The sequence below is a fragment of the Marinobacter sp. F3R08 genome, from assembly GCF_018860425.1.
Lineage (GTDB): Bacteria > Pseudomonadota > Gammaproteobacteria > Pseudomonadales > Oleiphilaceae > Marinobacter.
On sequence record NZ_JAHKPI010000025.1, the window covers coordinates 165117 to 181335 of the forward strand.

Sequence of the window (16219 nt, forward strand, 5' to 3'; positions counted from 1 at the left end):
CATGAGTGACTGGGAATCTGATAAGTCCCCGGAATGGGGTGATAAGCCTGTAGAGCCTGAAAAGGAAAGCCGGCCGTTGCTGGGGCGTAAATCGCCAAAACTTCCACCGGAGTCCGGTCGCGACTGGAAGCTCATCGAAAAGCTGGTTATGTCGCTGCAGGCAGAGCAGCGCCGCAGTCGGCGTTGGGGGATCTTTTTCAAGTTTCTGACCTTTGGTTATCTGATTGCACTGCTGTTCATGTTCAAGGTGCCTCTTGGCGACTCCCTTGACGGCATGGCAGGTGAGCATACTGCGCTGGTGGAAATCGAGGGGCCGATAGCTTCGGACGAGCTGGCAAGTGCGGACAATATTGTAGGGTCCTTGCGTGCGGCGTTTGAGGAGCCTAATTCTGTGGCCGTGATCCTGCGGATTAACAGTCCTGGCGGTAGTCCGGTTCAGTCGGGCTATGTCTACGATGAGATAAAGCGTTTGCGGGGCGAGTACCCGGATAAGAAGGTGTATGCGGTTATTTCGGATATCGGCGCTTCCGGGGCCTACTATATCGCCGCTGCGGCGGATGAAATCTACGCCAATCGTGCGAGCCTGGTGGGGTCCATTGGTGTTGTGGCCGGTGGCTTCGGGTTTACGGATGTGATGGAGAAAGTTGGTGTGGATCGCCGGCTGTATACAGCTGGTGAGAACAAGGCTTTTCTGGACCCTTTTTCTCCGGAACAGGAAGAAGAGGTGATGTTCTGGCAGAGTGTGCTGGAGAATACCCATCAGCAGTTTATCGAAGCGGTGAAGCAGGGGCGGGGTGATCGCCTGGCCGATGACGAGCGCTTGTTCAGCGGCCTGGTCTGGAGTGGCGAGCAGGCCGTTGAGATGGGTCTGGTCGATGGCCTTGGCAGTGCATCGCATGTGGCTCGTCAGATAATCGGGCAGGAGGAGTTGGTCGACTACAGTCGTCGGGAGTCACCTTTTCAGGGCATTGTTGACCAGCTGGGTGTCGCTTTCGGTGAAGGTGTCGCCAGCCAGCTGATCGAGTCCCGCCTGGAGCTTCGTTAGGCCTGTTCGGTAATGGGGCGGCGTTCCAGTAGAGGATTCCGGCCCCACCGCACCAGCATGTCGTTCAGGGTGATCAGGGGTAGTCCTATGAGGCTGTTCGGATCGCGACCTTCCAGTGCGCGGAACAGCGTAATGCCCAGGCCCTCCATCTTGAAGCTCCCTGCGCAATCATAGGGAGTCTCCCGCAGCAGGTACGCTTCGATCTCTTCGGCGGTTAAATCCCGGAACTGGACGTTGTAGGTCTCGCAGGCGAGTTCCAGTCTCCCGGAATCCACGTCAAGCAGGGCGAGGCCGGTCAGGAAGGTTACTCTTTTTCCGCTGCTCCGGCGCAACTGGTTTGCTGCCTGCTCGTGGCTGCCTGGCTTGCTGAGAACCGAGCCATCCGGCAGGCAAGCGACCTGGTCGGAGCCGATGATCCAGTGACCCGGGAATTGATGTGCCAGTGCACGGGCTTTGCTTTCGGCCAGTCGTGTGGCCAGCGCCTCTCCGGGCTCTCCCGGCTGTGCTGTCTCGTCGACGTTCGGGCTGGCGCAAATGAACGGCAGCTCCAGGCGATCTAGTAGAGCTTTTCGGTACGGTGATGAGGAAGCCAGTACAATTGGTTTTCTGTTCATCAATGGAATCCTGTAAGGGTTAGGGCAGTGTATCCGGGGGGTGGTTATCGTAAATTACACCTATCTGTACCGGAACCCCCGTGTAAAAAGCAACGAAGTCTTTGACAGTAGCGGGCTGCGCCCCTAAAATTGCGCGCCTATGTCAAATGCGTCACACGCCGAATTGCCCAAATCTGTTGACCCTTATCGGTTGGCAGAGCAAGCCAGCACACTGGAGGGAGTCGTTCCCATCAGCGGGCTTGGCCGTTTTTGCGAAGCCATCTTCGGGTTCACGGAAGGGGCTGTGTGCCGGGTAAAACTGTCGTTCTTTATGGACGGCGAGCGTCGCCGCGTTGTTTCGGGTGAACTGGAAGCGCCGGTGGAGTTAGAGTGCCAGCGTTGCATGGGTGCCATGAGTACAACATTGGTTTCCCGGTTTACGCTGGGGCTGGTAACCAGCGATGAACAGGCGCAGCAGCTACCAAAAGAGCTTGAGCCTTTTCTGACCAATGATTTCACAGCAAATCTTTGGTCGATGGTGGAAGACGAGCTTTTGTTGGTGCTGCCACCGTTTCCGCTTCATGATCGGGACGAATGTCCGGCCCGGGAAGATCTGGAAGCTTATGAGCCCGACAGCTCTGCCGCCGAGCCGGTGAGAACGTCGGGTGAGAACCCGTTCAGTGTTCTGGCGGATCTCAAAAAGACAAAACATTAACCGGGCGCGGGTGTCCCACAGGAAGCCGGCGCACATTCAACGAACAGACGTTACTTATTCAGCAAGACAAAGTTTACGTTAACAGGTCAGGAGCATAATCATGGCTGTACAGCAAAACCGAAAGACCCGTTCCAAGCGTGGCATGCGCCGTTCACACGATGCTCTGAGCACTGCTGCTCTGAGCACCGACGCAACCACCGGTGAAGTTCATCGTCGTCACCACGTTTCTCCGGACGGCTTCTACCGTGGTAAGCAGGTAATCGAAGCACGCGACGAGTAATCTCGTTGCCGCTATGCACCGCCCCGAATCGGATGGCAGTACGGTGAATCCCGTCACCATCGCGATTGACGCCATGAGTGGCGATCGCGGAGCCGCTGTGGTGGTTGCAGCGTCGCTCCAGGCGGTGCGAGAAAACGAGGCCTTGAGCATCGTTCTGGTCGGAATCCGGAGCGAGCTTGAGGCCTTGTTGCGTGAGGGGCACGCCAGAATCCGAATTGTGGAGGCGGCCGATGTTGTTCGTATGAACGAGCGCCCGTCACACGCCCTGCGCCATAAAAGAAACTCCTCTATGGCCATCTCTCTGAGCCTTGTTCGCGATGGCGAAGCTCAGGGCTGTGTTAGTGCTGGCAATACCGGCGCTCTGATGGCTTTCGGTCGTACCCTCATCCGCATGTATCCGGGCATTGAGCGCCCCGCCATTGCCAAATTGATTCCTTCGTTACGAGGGCGTTGCCATGTCCTCGATCTTGGTGCCAATGTCGACTCAACCGCCGAGAACCTGTATCAGTACGCTTTGATGGGTTCCCTGATGGCATCAGCTATTTGCCGTCAGGCGGAACCGAGGGTCGCCTTGCTGAACGTTGGTGAGGAAGAGATCAAGGGCAATGAGCAGGTCCGCCTGGCCTCTCACATGCTGGCTCAGTGTGACACTGTCAATTACATCGGCTATGTGGAAGGTAGCGACCTGTTCCGCGATGTGGCGGATGTGGTTGTCTGTGATGGTTTTGTCGGAAACATTGCCCTCAAAACCGGTGAAGGTGTTGCGGGTTTGCTCATGGAATTGATGGAGCAGGCATTTACGCGAAACCTTTACAGCAGGTTGGTGGGACTGTTGGCAAAGCCGATTATTGGCCGGCTTCTGCAGTTGATGGACCCTTCCCGTCACAATGGTGCCAGTCTGCTCGGGCTCCAGGGTGTGGTGATTAAAAGTCACGGAAATGCTAACGATCGGGCCATGTTATCAGCTATACGGCAGGCCGTCAGAGAGGTAGAGCTGGAAGTACCTCGCCGTATCAATGAGCGCCTCGACGATCTCATGCTCTGACAGCCTGAGACTAAAGTCTGTCCCGGTTTTGCCCCGCATTCCCTGATAATTGGCCTAAGTTGTACTTTTGGCTAATCTCACGTAACCAACCAATGACGATAAGATTCCGCTTATGAAATCAGCATTTATTTTTCCAGGACAAGGGTCGCAATCGGTGGGCATGCTGTCGGCTGCCGCGGAGGCCTGGCCCATTATCAACAGAACGTTCGCCGAAGCGTCCAATGTACTTGGTTACGACCTCTGGGATTTGTGCCAGAAAGGACCGGCCGAAGAACTAAATAAGACCATGATTACCCAGCCGGCATTGCTTACGGCCAGCGTGGCCCTTTGGCGGCAGTGGTTTGTGGCTGGTGGCGGCACGCCGAGCTTCCTCGCAGGTCACAGTCTGGGAGAGTATAGCGCCCTCGTCGCCGCAGAAAGCCTCGATTTTGTGGAAGCGGTAAAGCTGGTTCGTCTGCGCGGCGAGCTCATGCAGGACGCGGTGCCAGCCGGAGAGGGAAAAATGGCGGCTATCCTGGGTCTGGAGGACAATGACGTTATCGCAGCTTGTGAGGCTGCTGCTCAGGGTGATGTGGTTTCTGCCGTCAATTTCAATGCCCCCGGTCAGGTGGTCATTGCCGGTTCGGCAGTAGCGGTTGAGCGTGCCATCGAAATCTGTAAGGAAAAAGGGGCTCGCAAGGCCATGCCGTTGCCGGTCAGCGTGCCCTCTCACTGCGCGCTTATGCAAGGTGCTGCGGAGGAACTGGCGAAAGCGCTGGAAGATGTGCGTTTTAATGATGCTGTCATTCCTGTTATACAGAATGTTAACGCCGTCGCCGAGACTGAATCCGCTACACTGAAGAGCAATCTGCTCAAACAACTCTATTCGCCGGTGCTCTGGACGGATTCTGTACGCACGCTGGTTGCCAGCGGAGTTGAAGTTGCTGTCGAGTGTGGCACCGGTAAGGTGTTGGCAGGGCTTACCAAACGTATCGACCGGGCCTTGACGGTTCATGGTATCGAAGACCCGGATTCGCTGGCGAAGGCGCTGGATGCCTTCAGTCAGTCCTGAAACGAAAGGGAGTTATTCATGTCTCTGGAAGGTAAAACTGCACTGGTAACCGGTGCAACCCGCGGTATTGGCCAGGCGATAGCCCGTGCGCTGGCTGCACAGGGTGCCGAAGTCATCGGAACAGCGACCAGTGCTGCCGGTGCCGAGTCTATTACCAACGATCTGACGTCGGCTGGTTACAAAGGCTACGGCATGGTCATGGACGTGTCAGATCCGTCGAGCATTGAGTCGGGCCTGAAGGAGCTCTCGGACAAATCCGGTGCGCCCCTGATCCTGGTCAATAATGCGGGTATCACCCGTGATAATCTTTTGATGCGATTGAAGGATGATGACTGGGCCTCGGTTCTGGAAACCAACCTGTCCAGCGTCTATCGCACCAGTAAAGCGGTACTCAGGGGGATGGCAAAGGCTAAGTGGGGCCGCATTATCAATATCAGTTCCGTTGTGGCCGGTATGGGCAATGCGGGGCAGGGCAACTACTGTGCCGCAAAGGCAGGAGTTGAAGGCTTTACCAGAAGTCTTGCCAAGGAAATGTCGAATCGGGGGATTACCGCGAATTGCGTGGCTCCTGGATTTATCGATACGGATATGACAAAAAAACTGGACGACAAGCAGCGCGGAGCTATGCTGGAAATCATACCCGCGGGTCGTCTGGGTGAGCCGGACGAAGTGGCAGCTGTGGTTGCGTTTCTGGCATCAGATGCAGCCGGATACGTGACGGGTGAAACCATTAACGTGAACGGCGGAATGTACATGGGATAAGGCCCCGCACAGGGGCTTGTGCGCAACTCCTTGTCGCACAACATGTTTAACAGAATCCCTGCTTGTTTGCAGGTGGGGTTTAAACTAAACTGCCAGCACTAGAGTTGCTTGGTTGACATACAAAGTGAGGACATTATGAGTACAGTTGAAGAGCGCGTGAAGAAGATTGTTTGTGAACAGCTGGGCGTTAAAGAGTCCGAAGTTCAGAACTCATCTTCTTTTGTAGAGGATCTTGGCGCTGACTCACTGGACACCGTTGAGCTGGTAATGGCACTGGAAGAGGAATTTGAAACCGAGATTCCAGATGAGGAAGCCGAGAAGCTGGCCAGTGTTCAGGACGCGATCGACTATATCGTCGCACACACCTGATACTCTGCAATTAAGTAAGCTAGGCAAAAAGCCGTCCTTGTGAAACATCGAGGGACGGCTTTTTTATTGGCTGAAAATAAGTTTCAATCTGCGTTCAGACTCATTCGGACAATTTCAGGTGCAACAGGTTATGGCTAAACGGCGAGTTGTCATTACAGGTATGGGTATGCTGTCTCCAGTCGGCAATAGTGTGGCGTCGTCCTGGGAAGCTATTCAGGCCGGACGGAGCGGGATTGGTATGATCGACCGCTTTGATGCGTCTGCCTATAACACAAGGATCGGAGGGGCCATCCGGGATCTGGATATGGAGTCTTACCTCTCGCCAAAGGACGCCAGAAAACTCGATGCATTTATTCATTATGGCCTGATTGCCGCCCAGCAGGCGGTGGACGACAGTGGACTGGAATCGTTCGACAGGCTTGATAGGGACCGCGTGGGTATCGCGATTGGCTCCGGCATCGGCGGTCTCGAGTACATTGAGAAAAGTGTTCTCACGATGGACAAATCCGGGCCCCGTAAGGTTTCGCCGTTTTTTGTGCCGGCCTCGGTTATCAACATGATTTCCGGTAATGCGGCGATTCGCTTTGGCTATCGCGGCCCCAATATTGCCATTGTAACCGCCTGCACAACCGGCACTCATAATATCGGTTATGCGGCCCGGACTATTGCCTACGGCGATGCCGAGGTCATGCTTGCCGGTGGCTCGGAAATGGCGACCACTCGGACCGGCATGGCTGCCTTTTCAGCTGCCCGCGCGCTGTCCACCCGAAATGATGAGCCAGAGAAGGCCAGTCGGCCATGGGATAAGGACCGGGATGGCTTTGTCCTCAGCGATGGTGCCGGGGTGGTCGTTCTGGAGGAGCTTGAGCATGCAAGGCAGAGGGGGGCCACCATTTATGGCGAAGTCGTTGGCTTTGGCATGAGCGATGACGCCCATCACATTACTGCGCCGCCGGAAAATGGAGAGGGCGCGGCCCGCTCCATGGCCAACGCTATCCGGGACGCCGGTCTGAAACCGGAAGACATTGACTATATCAATGCCCATGGCACTTCTACACAGGTGGGCGATATTGCGGAAGTGGCAGCTGTACGCAGCGTATATGGTAACCATGCTGAAAAGCTTGCTATGAGCAGTACCAAATCCATGACCGGACACCTGCTCGGTGCGGCTGGTGCGGTAGAGGCAATCTTCTCCGTATTATCGATACGTGATGGAGTCTTGCCGCCAACCATCAACCTGGACAGTCCTGATGAGGGATGTGACCTGGATTTCGTTGCCCACAAGAGCCGACAGGCCGATGTGCGGGTAGCGCTCTCCAATTCGTTTGGGTTTGGCGGTACCAACGGAACCCTGATTTTCCGCCGTTACGAAGGCTGATCCTGCCCGTGTTTCGCTTATTCTGGGCCGATGAGGGCGGGCTCCCGGGTGATGACCGGGGGTTGGCCTATGGTGACGGGTTGTTTGAAACGATCCGCATGGCTGATCAGAAAGGAGTCCTGCTTTCCCGACACCTGGAGCGCATGGTTCGTGATGCCGGTCGATTGGACATCGGGGTTTCGCGCGGGGATCTCGCGAATGTTTGTATTGAAGCGGCGCAGCGCTTTGCCGGTCAATTCAATGGAGGCGGTTGGATTCTAAAACTGACTCTGACCAGGGGGAGTGGTGGCCGGGGTTACCGGCCCTCTCCCGGAATGGAGCCAAACCTGCTGGTGTCGGCTTCCCCCTTGCCTCCGATGCCGGATGTTGACGGAGAGGTAATTGATTTTTCGAAAGTTCCTCTGACTGTTAACCCTTTTTTGGCAGGTATCAAATCTCTGAACCGGATTGAGCAGGTATTGGCCGCTACTGAGCTCGGAGCGTCCCTTTTTGAGGTCATCATGGCTGATCGTGAGGGCAACCTGGTGGAAGGTACCCGTACCAATATACTGCTTCGGAAGACTGATGGTTGGGTCACGCCGCCAGCGTCCAGCCTTGCGGTTGCCGGCGTTCTCAGGCAATGGTTGCTTGAACGGCTAAGGCAGCGCGGGGAAAAGGTGACGGAGCGACCGGTGGCCGTAGACGATGTCCTGGGTCCGGATTGCCATGGATTGTTTCTTCTGAATAGCGTTCTTGGAATTGTTCCTGTTCGCACAATCGCCGGTCATGATTTGCCTGTCGATAGCGGACTTGCGACAATCTTCAATCCTCTCGAAACACTGGAATAAATCGTTTGTTCAAGAAGTTATTGCTTGCGTGTTTTTGTGCAGCTGTCCTGATTTCAACGGGAACCGGTCTGTGGGTATGGCAAGGCCTGAAAGGCCTTGAGAAACCAGTCGAGCTCGAAGAGCCACTGCTTTTTCACGTCCCGAAAGGTTCGTCTTTCACGGAAGTGGTTGGTCGTCTTGAGGCTGAAGGTCTGGTTTCTGACCGGCTGTGGCTCAGACTCTATGGTCGACTTGAGCCTGAGCAAACCCGAATCAAGGCTGGCGAATACGAATTCCGTGATGGCATGAGTTCTAAAGACATCGTCGGCATCATGGTCTCCGGCGATACCAAACACTGGTATGTGCAGTTTATCGAAGGATGGACATTTCAGGATATGAGGGCAGCTCTGGCCAACGCGGAGCGATTGCAAAAGCAGACAGGTGACTGGTCGAGTGAACAGATCATGGCGGCTGTCGGTGCAGAGGGAGAGCATCCTGAGGGGCGGTTTTTTCCCGATACCTACGCCTTTACCAGCACCGAGTCCGATCTGGATCTCTTGAAACGTGCTTTCGACCGTATGGAATCGGTGTTGGCTGAGGAATGGGCTGAAAGGGAAGACGGGTTGCCTTATCAAAATCCCTATGAAGCTCTGATTATGGCCTCTATCGTGGAACGCGAGACGGGTGCGCCTGGAGAGCGTGACCAGGTTGCAGGGGTCTTTGTTCGACGCCTTCAGAAGGGAATGCGCCTGCAAACCGATCCGACGGTTATTTATGGTATGGGTGATCGTTATCAGGGGCGTATCGGGCGTAAGGATCTGCGTACCCACACACCGTACAACACATACAGAATCAACGGACTGCCCCCAACCCCCATCGCTTTGCCCGGACGTGAATCCATTCATGCGAGTTTTCATCCGGATGATGGAGATGCGCTCTATTTCGTTGCCCGTGGTGATGGTACCCATAAATTTTCGCGCACACTGGCGGAACATCAGAAGGCTGTGCGTGACTTCCAGCTTAATCGCCGTGAGGATTACCGTTCCTCGGTTAAGCAGGGTGGAGAGTGAGCATGAGAGGACAATTCATCACGTTTGAGGGCACCGAAGGGGTTGGCAAATCCACCCAGTTAGCGAATGCCGCCAAGACTCTCGAGAACCTGGGTGTGAATGTACTGGTAACCCGTGAACCAGGTGGCACGCCCATGGCTGAGGCCATTCGGGATCTCCTTCTGGCAACCCGGGATGAACCCGTGAATGAAATTACAGAGCTGTTGCTGATGTTTGCAGCCAGGGCTCAGCACCTGCATACGCGGATATTGCCGGCGCTTGATCGGGGGCAATGGGTTCTCTGCGACCGTTTCACCGACGCAACGTTTGCGTATCAGGGCGGTGGGCGCGGTGTTCCGGAGCAACGCATTGCTCTCCTTGAAACCCTGGTCCAGGGTGACATACGTCCAGACCACGTAATTTTGCTGGATGCCCCGGTGGACACCGGGATGGAGAGGGCGCGAAGGCGAGGTGCACTTGATCGCTTTGAGCAGGAACACAGGGATTTCTTTCAGAAAATCAGAGATACCTATCTTGCGCGGGCTGCTGCACAACCCGAGAAGTATTGCGTGATTGATGCCGCACGCCCACTGGACCAGGTCACGGAACAGATTGAGCGACTGTTTTGCCAGTGGGCAAGTCGTTCCGGTGCTCTCTGAAGGGGGGCGTTCGTCCTGGTGTTCTGTCCCATTCGTGCACTTTCTGTAATGTTCTGCTTTAATTGAGGCACATTCTCAGTTAAACGCTGGCGATCTCAATGGTTAACGCGAAACTTCTCAAGCTTCCCATGGCCGCGCACCAGCACCGGCATGAACATCATCAGATCGTTATTGGCGTGCGGGGTGAGGCTGATTTGAGCATTGATGGGGCAGGGGCTCATCTGGATACCTGGAAAGCCTGCCTGGTGCCGACAGATGCCCGACACGATTATTGTGGTAATGACAAAAATCATGTTCTGGTCATCAATCTTGATCCGCTGACTCCCGCCATCAACACCCCGGCTCACGCTGATTATGAGCGCATGATGCGGGTTTTCGAGAAGCCCCGAACCTTGCAGATGGACAGTCGTTTGCATGGTCTTGTCCAGTTCGCCGCTGGTGAATTCGACCGGGCGCCCGAGCATATCACTCTGCGTCGCCACTTGGCGTCGAGCATTCTGTACTGCATGGCTGACCGGATCACGGATGGCCAGTCCGTTACCTCACACAGGAATTCGATCAGTCCCGATACGGTTCGTCATTATATTCTCAGAAACCTCCACCGGAAGATTACCGTTGAAGATATGGCGGGAGAGGCTTGCCTCAGTGTCAGCCGTTTTCATGAGGTGTTCAGGGAAGTGGCAGGTATAACGCCGCACCAGTTCCTGTTACAGACACGTCTTGATCAGGCCACCCATCTCCTCGCAACAACGACTCTTACAGTATCTGAAATCAGCTACCGAACCGGTTTCTCGTCTCAAAGTGCCCTGACAAATGCCTTCAGGAAATACAAAGGGACAACACCATCAAGATTGCAAATCGGTGACCGTGTCGCCTGATTTGACCTGCTAGTTCCGCAGTCCCGTAGGATTGTGCAAAAGAATCGTAGGATTTCGTAAGCCTATGGTCAGTACTAATACTAAGTTATAGCGACTTGAGACGGCGCTCACTCACGCGTGGGGGCGAGAGATGCATTTGTTTGTTGCGAACTCAGGTTCAGGGAGTCATTACAAGGAAGATTAGTGCTCCAATTGAGAGGGAATTCAGGAATAAAAAACGAGTAGTACCGCAAGTTGGCATTTGGTCAGCTGTGCGCTTTGAGAGCGGATCAATTCCGACTCATTAAACCGGAGGAGCCCTATGGCTATTGGTGTTTGGATCAGTCTATTTGCATATTTTGCGCTCATGATCGCCATTGGCGTTTATGCCATGCGCAGAGCTACCTCTTCATCCGAGGATTACATGTTGGGTGGGAGAGCCCTCAGTCCAAAGGTCGCAGCGCTTTCAGCTGGCGCGTCTGACATGAGTGGTTGGTTGCTTCTGGGGCTTCCGGGGGCGCTGTTTGCTTCTGGCTTGGGGTCGGCCTGGATTGGTATTGGCCTGCTCGTTGGGGCGTTCTTTAACTGGACGCTGGTTGCGCCACGCCTGCGTGAACAGACTGTTCACTACGGCAACGCGATTACAATACCGTCTTTCCTGGCAAACCGGTTCCCGACCCAGGCGCTGTCCCTGCGCACTGTCTCGGCGATCGTTATCGTCATTTTTTTCGCGGTGTATACCGCATCGGGCCTGGTTGCCGGTGGCAAACTGTTTGAAAGCGCATTTTCCGGAATCTTCAACTTCGGGGGCTTGAGTGACTACGCCGTAGGCATTGTGATTACGCTGGGCGTGGTTCTGGCTTACACCGTTGTTGGCGGGTTCCTTGCGGTGAGCATGACCGACTTTGTTCAGGGCTGCATTATGATGCTGGCGCTGGTTATCATGCCAGCGGTTGTGCTCTTTGGTGAAGGCGGTGGCGGTTTTGCCCAGGCATCACAAACTCTGAATGACGTTGATCCCACCCTGCTGTCCTGGACGGAAGGGCTGACCTTTATTGGTTGGTTGTCTGCGGTTACCTGGGGGCTCGGTTATTTTGGTCAGCCACACATTATTGTGCGCTTTATGGCAATCCGCACGCTGAAGGATGTGCCTGTTGCCAGAAATATTGGTATGAGCTGGATGCTGATTTCCCTGATCGGCGCTATCTCTCTGGGTGTGTTTGGTCGCGCCTACGCCATCCGAAATGGAATGGATGTCCAGGATCCTGAAACCATTTTCATCATCCTGTCGGATCTCCTGTTCCACCCTCTGATTACCGGTTTCCTTTATGCGGCGTTGCTGGCTGCGGTGATGAGTACCATTTCCAGTCAGCTTCTGGTGTCTTCTTCATCGCTGACAGAAGATTTCTATCGTCTGTTCCTGCGTAAAGAGGCTGGCGACAAAGAATGTGTGAATGTCGGCAGGGTGTGTGTTGTGCTTGTCGGTCTGGTTGCTGCCGTTATTGCTTCCGATCCCGATTCTCAGGTTCTGGCGCTGGTGTCTAATGCCTGGGCAGGCTTTGGTGCTGCCTTTGGGCCACTGATTATCCTTTCGCTGATGTGGTCACGCACAAACGGTGCTGGCGCTATCGCTGGTATGGTAGTTGGTGCGGCGACCGTTATGATCTGGATTTCCCTGGGCTGGAACGGTTCATTTATGGGTGGCCCAGGTATCTACGAGATCATTCCAGGGTTCATTGCCTCTATGATAGCTATTCTGCTTGTGAGCAGCCTCACTGCGGATGCAGGTGAGTATCAGCATATCGAGCGGTAAAGAGAAACCCGCAAAGCGCGTTTCAAATATTAAAAAAGGACTCCTTCGGGAGTCCTTTTTTTGGTCATAATGACGTTGATTCTGTCGCCGCTTTCACGACGACTTTGCCATTCGCCACGGAGTTCAATGAGTGACTGTCCTGGAAGTTCTTGCTCTTCTTTCGATCGGCGGTATCGCCGGATTTATTAACGTACTCTCAGCTGGCGGCTCAATGCTGACTCTGCCGTTGTTGATGTTTCTGGGTTTGCCGCCACAGGTCGCTAACGGTACCAATCGGGTAGCCATAACGCTGCAGAGTATGATGGCCGTGAGTAGCTTCTACAGGATGGGGCATGGCAACCTTGTTGTTACGTTGCATCTGGCGGTACCGGCGGTTCTGGGCTCACTGGTGGGTGCCTGGATTGCTACCTGGGTATCAGACGCAGTGTTCGAGTGGGTCCTGGTGCTTGCAATGATTGGTGCTTCTGTCTTTATGCTATTACCGCAACCCGCCTTGAATACTCGTCCGTTAACCCCTGAACGTCTGGGTGTGGCCATATACCTGGCAATGTTTGTCGTTGGTATGTATGGCGGATTCATTCAGGTAGGAGTTGGAGTGCTGTTTATTGTCGTGCTCTACCACGTGCTCAAGATCGACCTGCGCCAGGTAAACGTACTCAAGGTGTCTATTGTATTGCCTTTTACGTTTGCGGCTCTTGTTGTGTTCGCCCTCAATGATCAGGTTCGCTGGGGTGTGGGGCTGACGCTCGCGCTGGGTAATGTCACCGGTGCTTACATTGCCACGAGGGTTAATATGAGCGAACGAGGAGCGCAATGGATCAAGGTTCTTACCCTGATCATGGTGGGAGCGATTCTTCTGAGGCTGATTCTGTACTGAAATCCGAATTGAGGTTGGACAGGCCAGACCTGGTGCAGCAGGTTTAACGTTTCTGTCTCACAAAAAAACGCCAGCCCGAGGGCTGGCGTTTTTCGTGGAGCTTACCGTAAAGGCTTGATGCTTAGGCGATGTTCGCTTCAGCGGCCTTTGTGGTGTAGTTCTCCATCTGGTCGAAGTTGAGATACTTGTAGATCTCTTTCGACATGCTGTTCAGGTCCTTGGCATACTCCATGTACTCCTGCGGGGAGGGGAGTTTGCCCAGAACCGCACCAACCGCTGCCAGTTCCGCGGAGGTCAGGTACACGTTGGCACCATCACCGAGGCGGTTCGGGAAGTTACGGGTGGAGGTGGACAGCACGGTGGACTTGGCCGCAACACGGGCCTGGTTACCCATGCACAGGGAGCAGCCCGGCATCTCGGTGCGAACACCGGCGGTGCCGTAGGTGTTGAAGTAGCCTTCTTCCATCAGCTGCGCCTGATCCATCTTGGTGGGAGGCGACATCCACAGGCGGGTCTTCAGCGGCTCTTTGTTTTGCTCAAGCAGCTTGCCGGCGGCACGGAAGTGACCGATGTTGGTCATGCAGGAACCGATGAACACTTCGTCGACCTTGTCGCCAGCCACTTCAGACAGGAACTTGGCGTCGTCCGGATCGTTCGGGCAGCATACGATCGGCTCTTTGATATCGGCCAGATCGATTTCGATGACGTGGGCGTACTCGGCATCTTTATCGGCACGCATCAGCTTCGGATCTGCAATCCACTCTTCCATTTGCTGGGCACGACGCTCCAGGGTACGCGGATCGCCGTAACCCTCGGCAATCATCCAGCGCAGCATGGTGATGTTAGAGCGCAGGTACTCGGCAACGGAGTCTTCCGAAAGGTTGATGGTACAACCTGCGGCGGAGCGCTCAGCGGATGCGTCAGACAGCTCGAACGCCTGCTCAACGGTCAGGTGCTCAAGGCCCTCGATTTCCAGGATGCGGCCAGAGAATTCGTTGATCTTGCCCTTCTTCTCAACGGTCAGCATGCCCTGCTTGATGCCGTACAGCGGGATGGCGTGTACCAGGTCACGTAGGGTGATGCCCGGCTGCATTTCGCCTTTGAAGCGAACCAGAACGGATTCCGGCATGTCCAGCGGCATAACGCCGGTGGCGGCTGCGAAGGCTACCAGACCAGAACCGGCCGGGAAGGAAATGCCCATCGGGAAACGGGTGTGGGAGTCACCACCGGTGCCCACGGTGTCTGGCAGCAGCATGCGGTTCAGCCAGGAGTGGATAATGCCGTCACCTGGACGCAGGGCAACACCGCCACGGGTCTGGATGAAGTCCGGCATGGTGTGCTGCATTTCCACGTCTACCGGCTTAGGGTAGGCCGCGGTGTGACAGAAAGACTGCATAACCAGGTCGGCCTGGAAGCCCAGGCACGCGAGATCTTTCAGTTCGTCACGGGTCATCGGACCGGTGGTGTCCTGGGAACCCACGGTGGTCATGTGTGGCTCACAGTAGGTGCCAGGGCGAACGCCTTTGCCCTCTTCCAGGCCACAGGCCTTACCGACCATCTTCTGGCCCAGGGTGAAGCCCTTGGTACCGGCTTCAGGGTCTGTCGGCAGACGGAAGATGTCAGTGGCTCCCAGGCCGAGTGCGGCACGGGCTTTGGCGGTCAGGCCGCGACCAATGATCAGCGGAATTCGACCGCCGGCCTGAACTTCGTCGAGGATTACGTCGGACTTGAAGCCGAACTCGGAGATGGTTTCTCCCGCTTCGTTCAGGATCTTGCCGTCGTAGGGGCGGATCTCGATCACGTCGCCCATGTTCATGTCGTCAACAGGAGCTTCGAATACCAGGGCGCCAGCATCTTCCATGGTGTTGAAGAAGATCGGGGCTACCTTGTTACCGATACAGACACCACCGGCACGCTTGTTGGGAACGCCGGGGATGTCATCACCGAAGAACCACAAAACGGAGTTGGTGGCCGACTTACGGGAAGAGCCGGTACCTACAACATCACCAACAAAGGCAACAGGCAGGCCCTTGGATTTAATTTCGTCAATCTGGCTCATCGGACCAGTAACGCCGGGCTCTTCCGGTTTCAGGCCATCACGCTCCATTTTGTAGGCAGCGCGGGCGTGCAGGGGAATATCCGGGCGGGACCAGGCATCGGGAGCCGGTGACAGGTCGTCGGTGTTGGTTTCGCCGGTAACCTTGAACACCACCATCTTGGTGCTTTCAGGAACCTTCTTCTTGTTGGTGAACCATTCGGCATTGGCCCAGGATTCAACCACTGCTTTGGCGACGGCGTTGCCGGCGTCCATCTTTTCCTTCACGTCATTGAAGGCATCAAACATGAGCAGGGTGCGCTTGAGCTGCTCGCCAGCCAGTTCGGCCAGTTCGGAATCGTCCAGAAGATCAACCAGGGTCGCGATGTTGTAGCCGCCCTGCATCATGCCCAGCAGCTGAACCGCTTTCTGCTTGTTCAGCAGGGGAGAGGACGCTTCGCCTTTGACAATGGCGGTCAGGAAGGCGGCCTTCACGTAGGCGGCCTCATCCACGCCTGGCGGAATGCGGTTTTCCAGGAGATACACCAGGGTTTCTTCCTCACCGGCCGGCGGGTTTTTCAGCAGCTCAACCAGAGCAGCAGCCTGTTCGGCGTTCAGGGGCTTGGGAGGAATACCCAGGGCTTCACGTTCAGCAACGTGTTCACGATAGGCTTCTAACACGATATGGACCCTCATCAGTTGGAATGTCCCGCGCCGTTGGCTATATGCCTGGCGGGAGTTTTTTGGCGGAAAGGCCACAGGAGCCTCTGAATAATGCCTCAAATCACCGATGGGGTTTCAGGATTTATTCAGAGACTCCTTAATCTGGCGCTGTATTCTATAGGAAACCCCTTATAAAGTTAAGTTGGACAGAGGTCGGAGAGA

General features: G+C 55.2%; 16 protein-coding genes. 14 read left to right on the top strand and 2 right to left on the bottom strand.

Going from position 1 to position 16219, the window contains the following annotated elements; genetic code table 11:
* Position 1 precedes the first annotated feature (1 nt).
* Complete coding sequence (locus KO499_RS16135) at positions 2-1045, top strand: S49 family peptidase (protein ID WP_215984792.1); 1044 nt, start codon at positions 2-4, stop codon at positions 1043-1045.
* Here the strand turns inward: KO499_RS16135 and KO499_RS16140 are convergent.
* On the bottom strand, positions 1042-1659 hold the full coding sequence (locus KO499_RS16140) for a Maf family protein (RefSeq protein ID WP_215984793.1): 618 nt from the start codon (positions 1657-1659) through the stop codon (positions 1042-1044). The two genes, KO499_RS16135 and KO499_RS16140, sit on opposite strands and share 4 nt — an antisense overlap.
* Positions 1660-1798: 139 nt before the next feature.
* On the opposite strand from KO499_RS16140, the gene KO499_RS16145 reads away from it, so the two are divergent.
* The 13 genes from KO499_RS16145 to KO499_RS16205 all read left to right on the top strand — a co-directional run bounded on the left by KO499_RS16145 (position 1799) and on the right by KO499_RS16205 (position 13299).
* On the top strand, positions 1799-2353 hold the full coding sequence (locus KO499_RS16145; RefSeq protein ID WP_215984794.1) for a YceD family protein: 555 nt from the start codon (positions 1799-1801) through the stop codon (positions 2351-2353).
* A 100-nt stretch (positions 2354-2453) separates the two neighbouring features.
* Complete coding sequence (rpmF, locus tag KO499_RS16150) at positions 2454-2633, top strand: 50S ribosomal protein L32 (protein ID WP_048495018.1); 180 nt, start codon at positions 2454-2456, stop codon at positions 2631-2633.
* A gap of 43 nt (positions 2634-2676) precedes the next feature.
* Positions 2677-3678, top strand: coding sequence for a phosphate acyltransferase PlsX (plsX, locus tag KO499_RS16155; RefSeq protein WP_416240401.1), 1002 nt, complete (start codon positions 2677-2679; stop codon positions 3676-3678).
* 112 nt (positions 3679-3790) lie between these two features.
* Positions 3791-4729 (top strand): ACP S-malonyltransferase, encoded by a 939-nt coding sequence (gene fabD, locus KO499_RS16160; RefSeq protein WP_215984796.1) that lies wholly within the window; start codon positions 3791-3793, stop codon positions 4727-4729.
* Positions 4730-4747: 18 nt separating this feature from the next.
* Entirely contained in the window at positions 4748-5491 is a 744-nt protein-coding gene (gene fabG, locus KO499_RS16165) for a 3-oxoacyl-ACP reductase FabG (RefSeq protein WP_215984797.1), read from the top strand.
* A gap of 135 nt (positions 5492-5626) precedes the next feature.
* Positions 5627-5860: an acyl carrier protein gene (gene acpP, locus KO499_RS16170; RefSeq protein WP_012136033.1), complete on the top strand. Its 234-nt coding sequence runs from the start codon at positions 5627-5629 to the stop codon at positions 5858-5860.
* Between the two features lie 130 nt (positions 5861-5990).
* The gene (fabF, locus tag KO499_RS16175) at positions 5991-7238 is read left to right on the top strand and encodes a beta-ketoacyl-ACP synthase II (protein WP_215984798.1); all 1248 of its coding nucleotides are present in this window, start codon (positions 5991-5993) and stop codon (positions 7236-7238) included.
* Positions 7239-7246: 8 nt separating this feature from the next.
* On the top strand, positions 7247-8065 hold the full coding sequence (locus KO499_RS16180) for an aminotransferase class IV (RefSeq protein WP_215984799.1): 819 nt from the start codon (positions 7247-7249) through the stop codon (positions 8063-8065).
* Positions 8066-8070: 5 nt separating this feature from the next.
* Positions 8071-9114: an endolytic transglycosylase MltG gene (gene mltG / locus KO499_RS16185; RefSeq protein WP_215984800.1), complete on the top strand. Its 1044-nt coding sequence runs from the start codon at positions 8071-8073 to the stop codon at positions 9112-9114.
* A 2-nt stretch (positions 9115-9116) separates the two neighbouring features.
* The gene (gene tmk, locus KO499_RS16190; RefSeq protein ID WP_215984801.1) at positions 9117-9752 is read left to right on the top strand and encodes a dTMP kinase; all 636 of its coding nucleotides are present in this window, start codon (positions 9117-9119) and stop codon (positions 9750-9752) included.
* Between the two features lie 98 nt (positions 9753-9850).
* Positions 9851-10630 carry an AraC family transcriptional regulator gene (locus KO499_RS16195; protein WP_215984802.1) on the top strand — a complete coding sequence of 260 codons (780 nt, stop codon included), beginning with the start codon at positions 9851-9853 and terminating at the stop codon, positions 10628-10630.
* Between the two features lie 301 nt (positions 10631-10931).
* Positions 10932-12422: a sodium/proline symporter PutP gene (gene putP / locus KO499_RS16200; protein ID WP_215984803.1), complete on the top strand. Its 1491-nt coding sequence runs from the start codon at positions 10932-10934 to the stop codon at positions 12420-12422.
* Positions 12423-12552: 130 nt separating this feature from the next.
* On the top strand, positions 12553-13299 hold the full coding sequence (locus KO499_RS16205) for a sulfite exporter TauE/SafE family protein (RefSeq protein ID WP_215984804.1): 747 nt from the start codon (positions 12553-12555) through the stop codon (positions 13297-13299).
* 121 nt (positions 13300-13420) lie between these two features.
* Here KO499_RS16205 and acnB read toward each other — a convergent pair whose 3' ends face one another.
* The gene (gene acnB / locus KO499_RS16210; protein WP_215985428.1) at positions 13421-16015 is read right to left on the bottom strand and encodes a bifunctional aconitate hydratase 2/2-methylisocitrate dehydratase; all 2595 of its coding nucleotides are present in this window, start codon (positions 16013-16015) and stop codon (positions 13421-13423) included.
* Positions 16016-16219 lie beyond the last annotated feature (204 nt).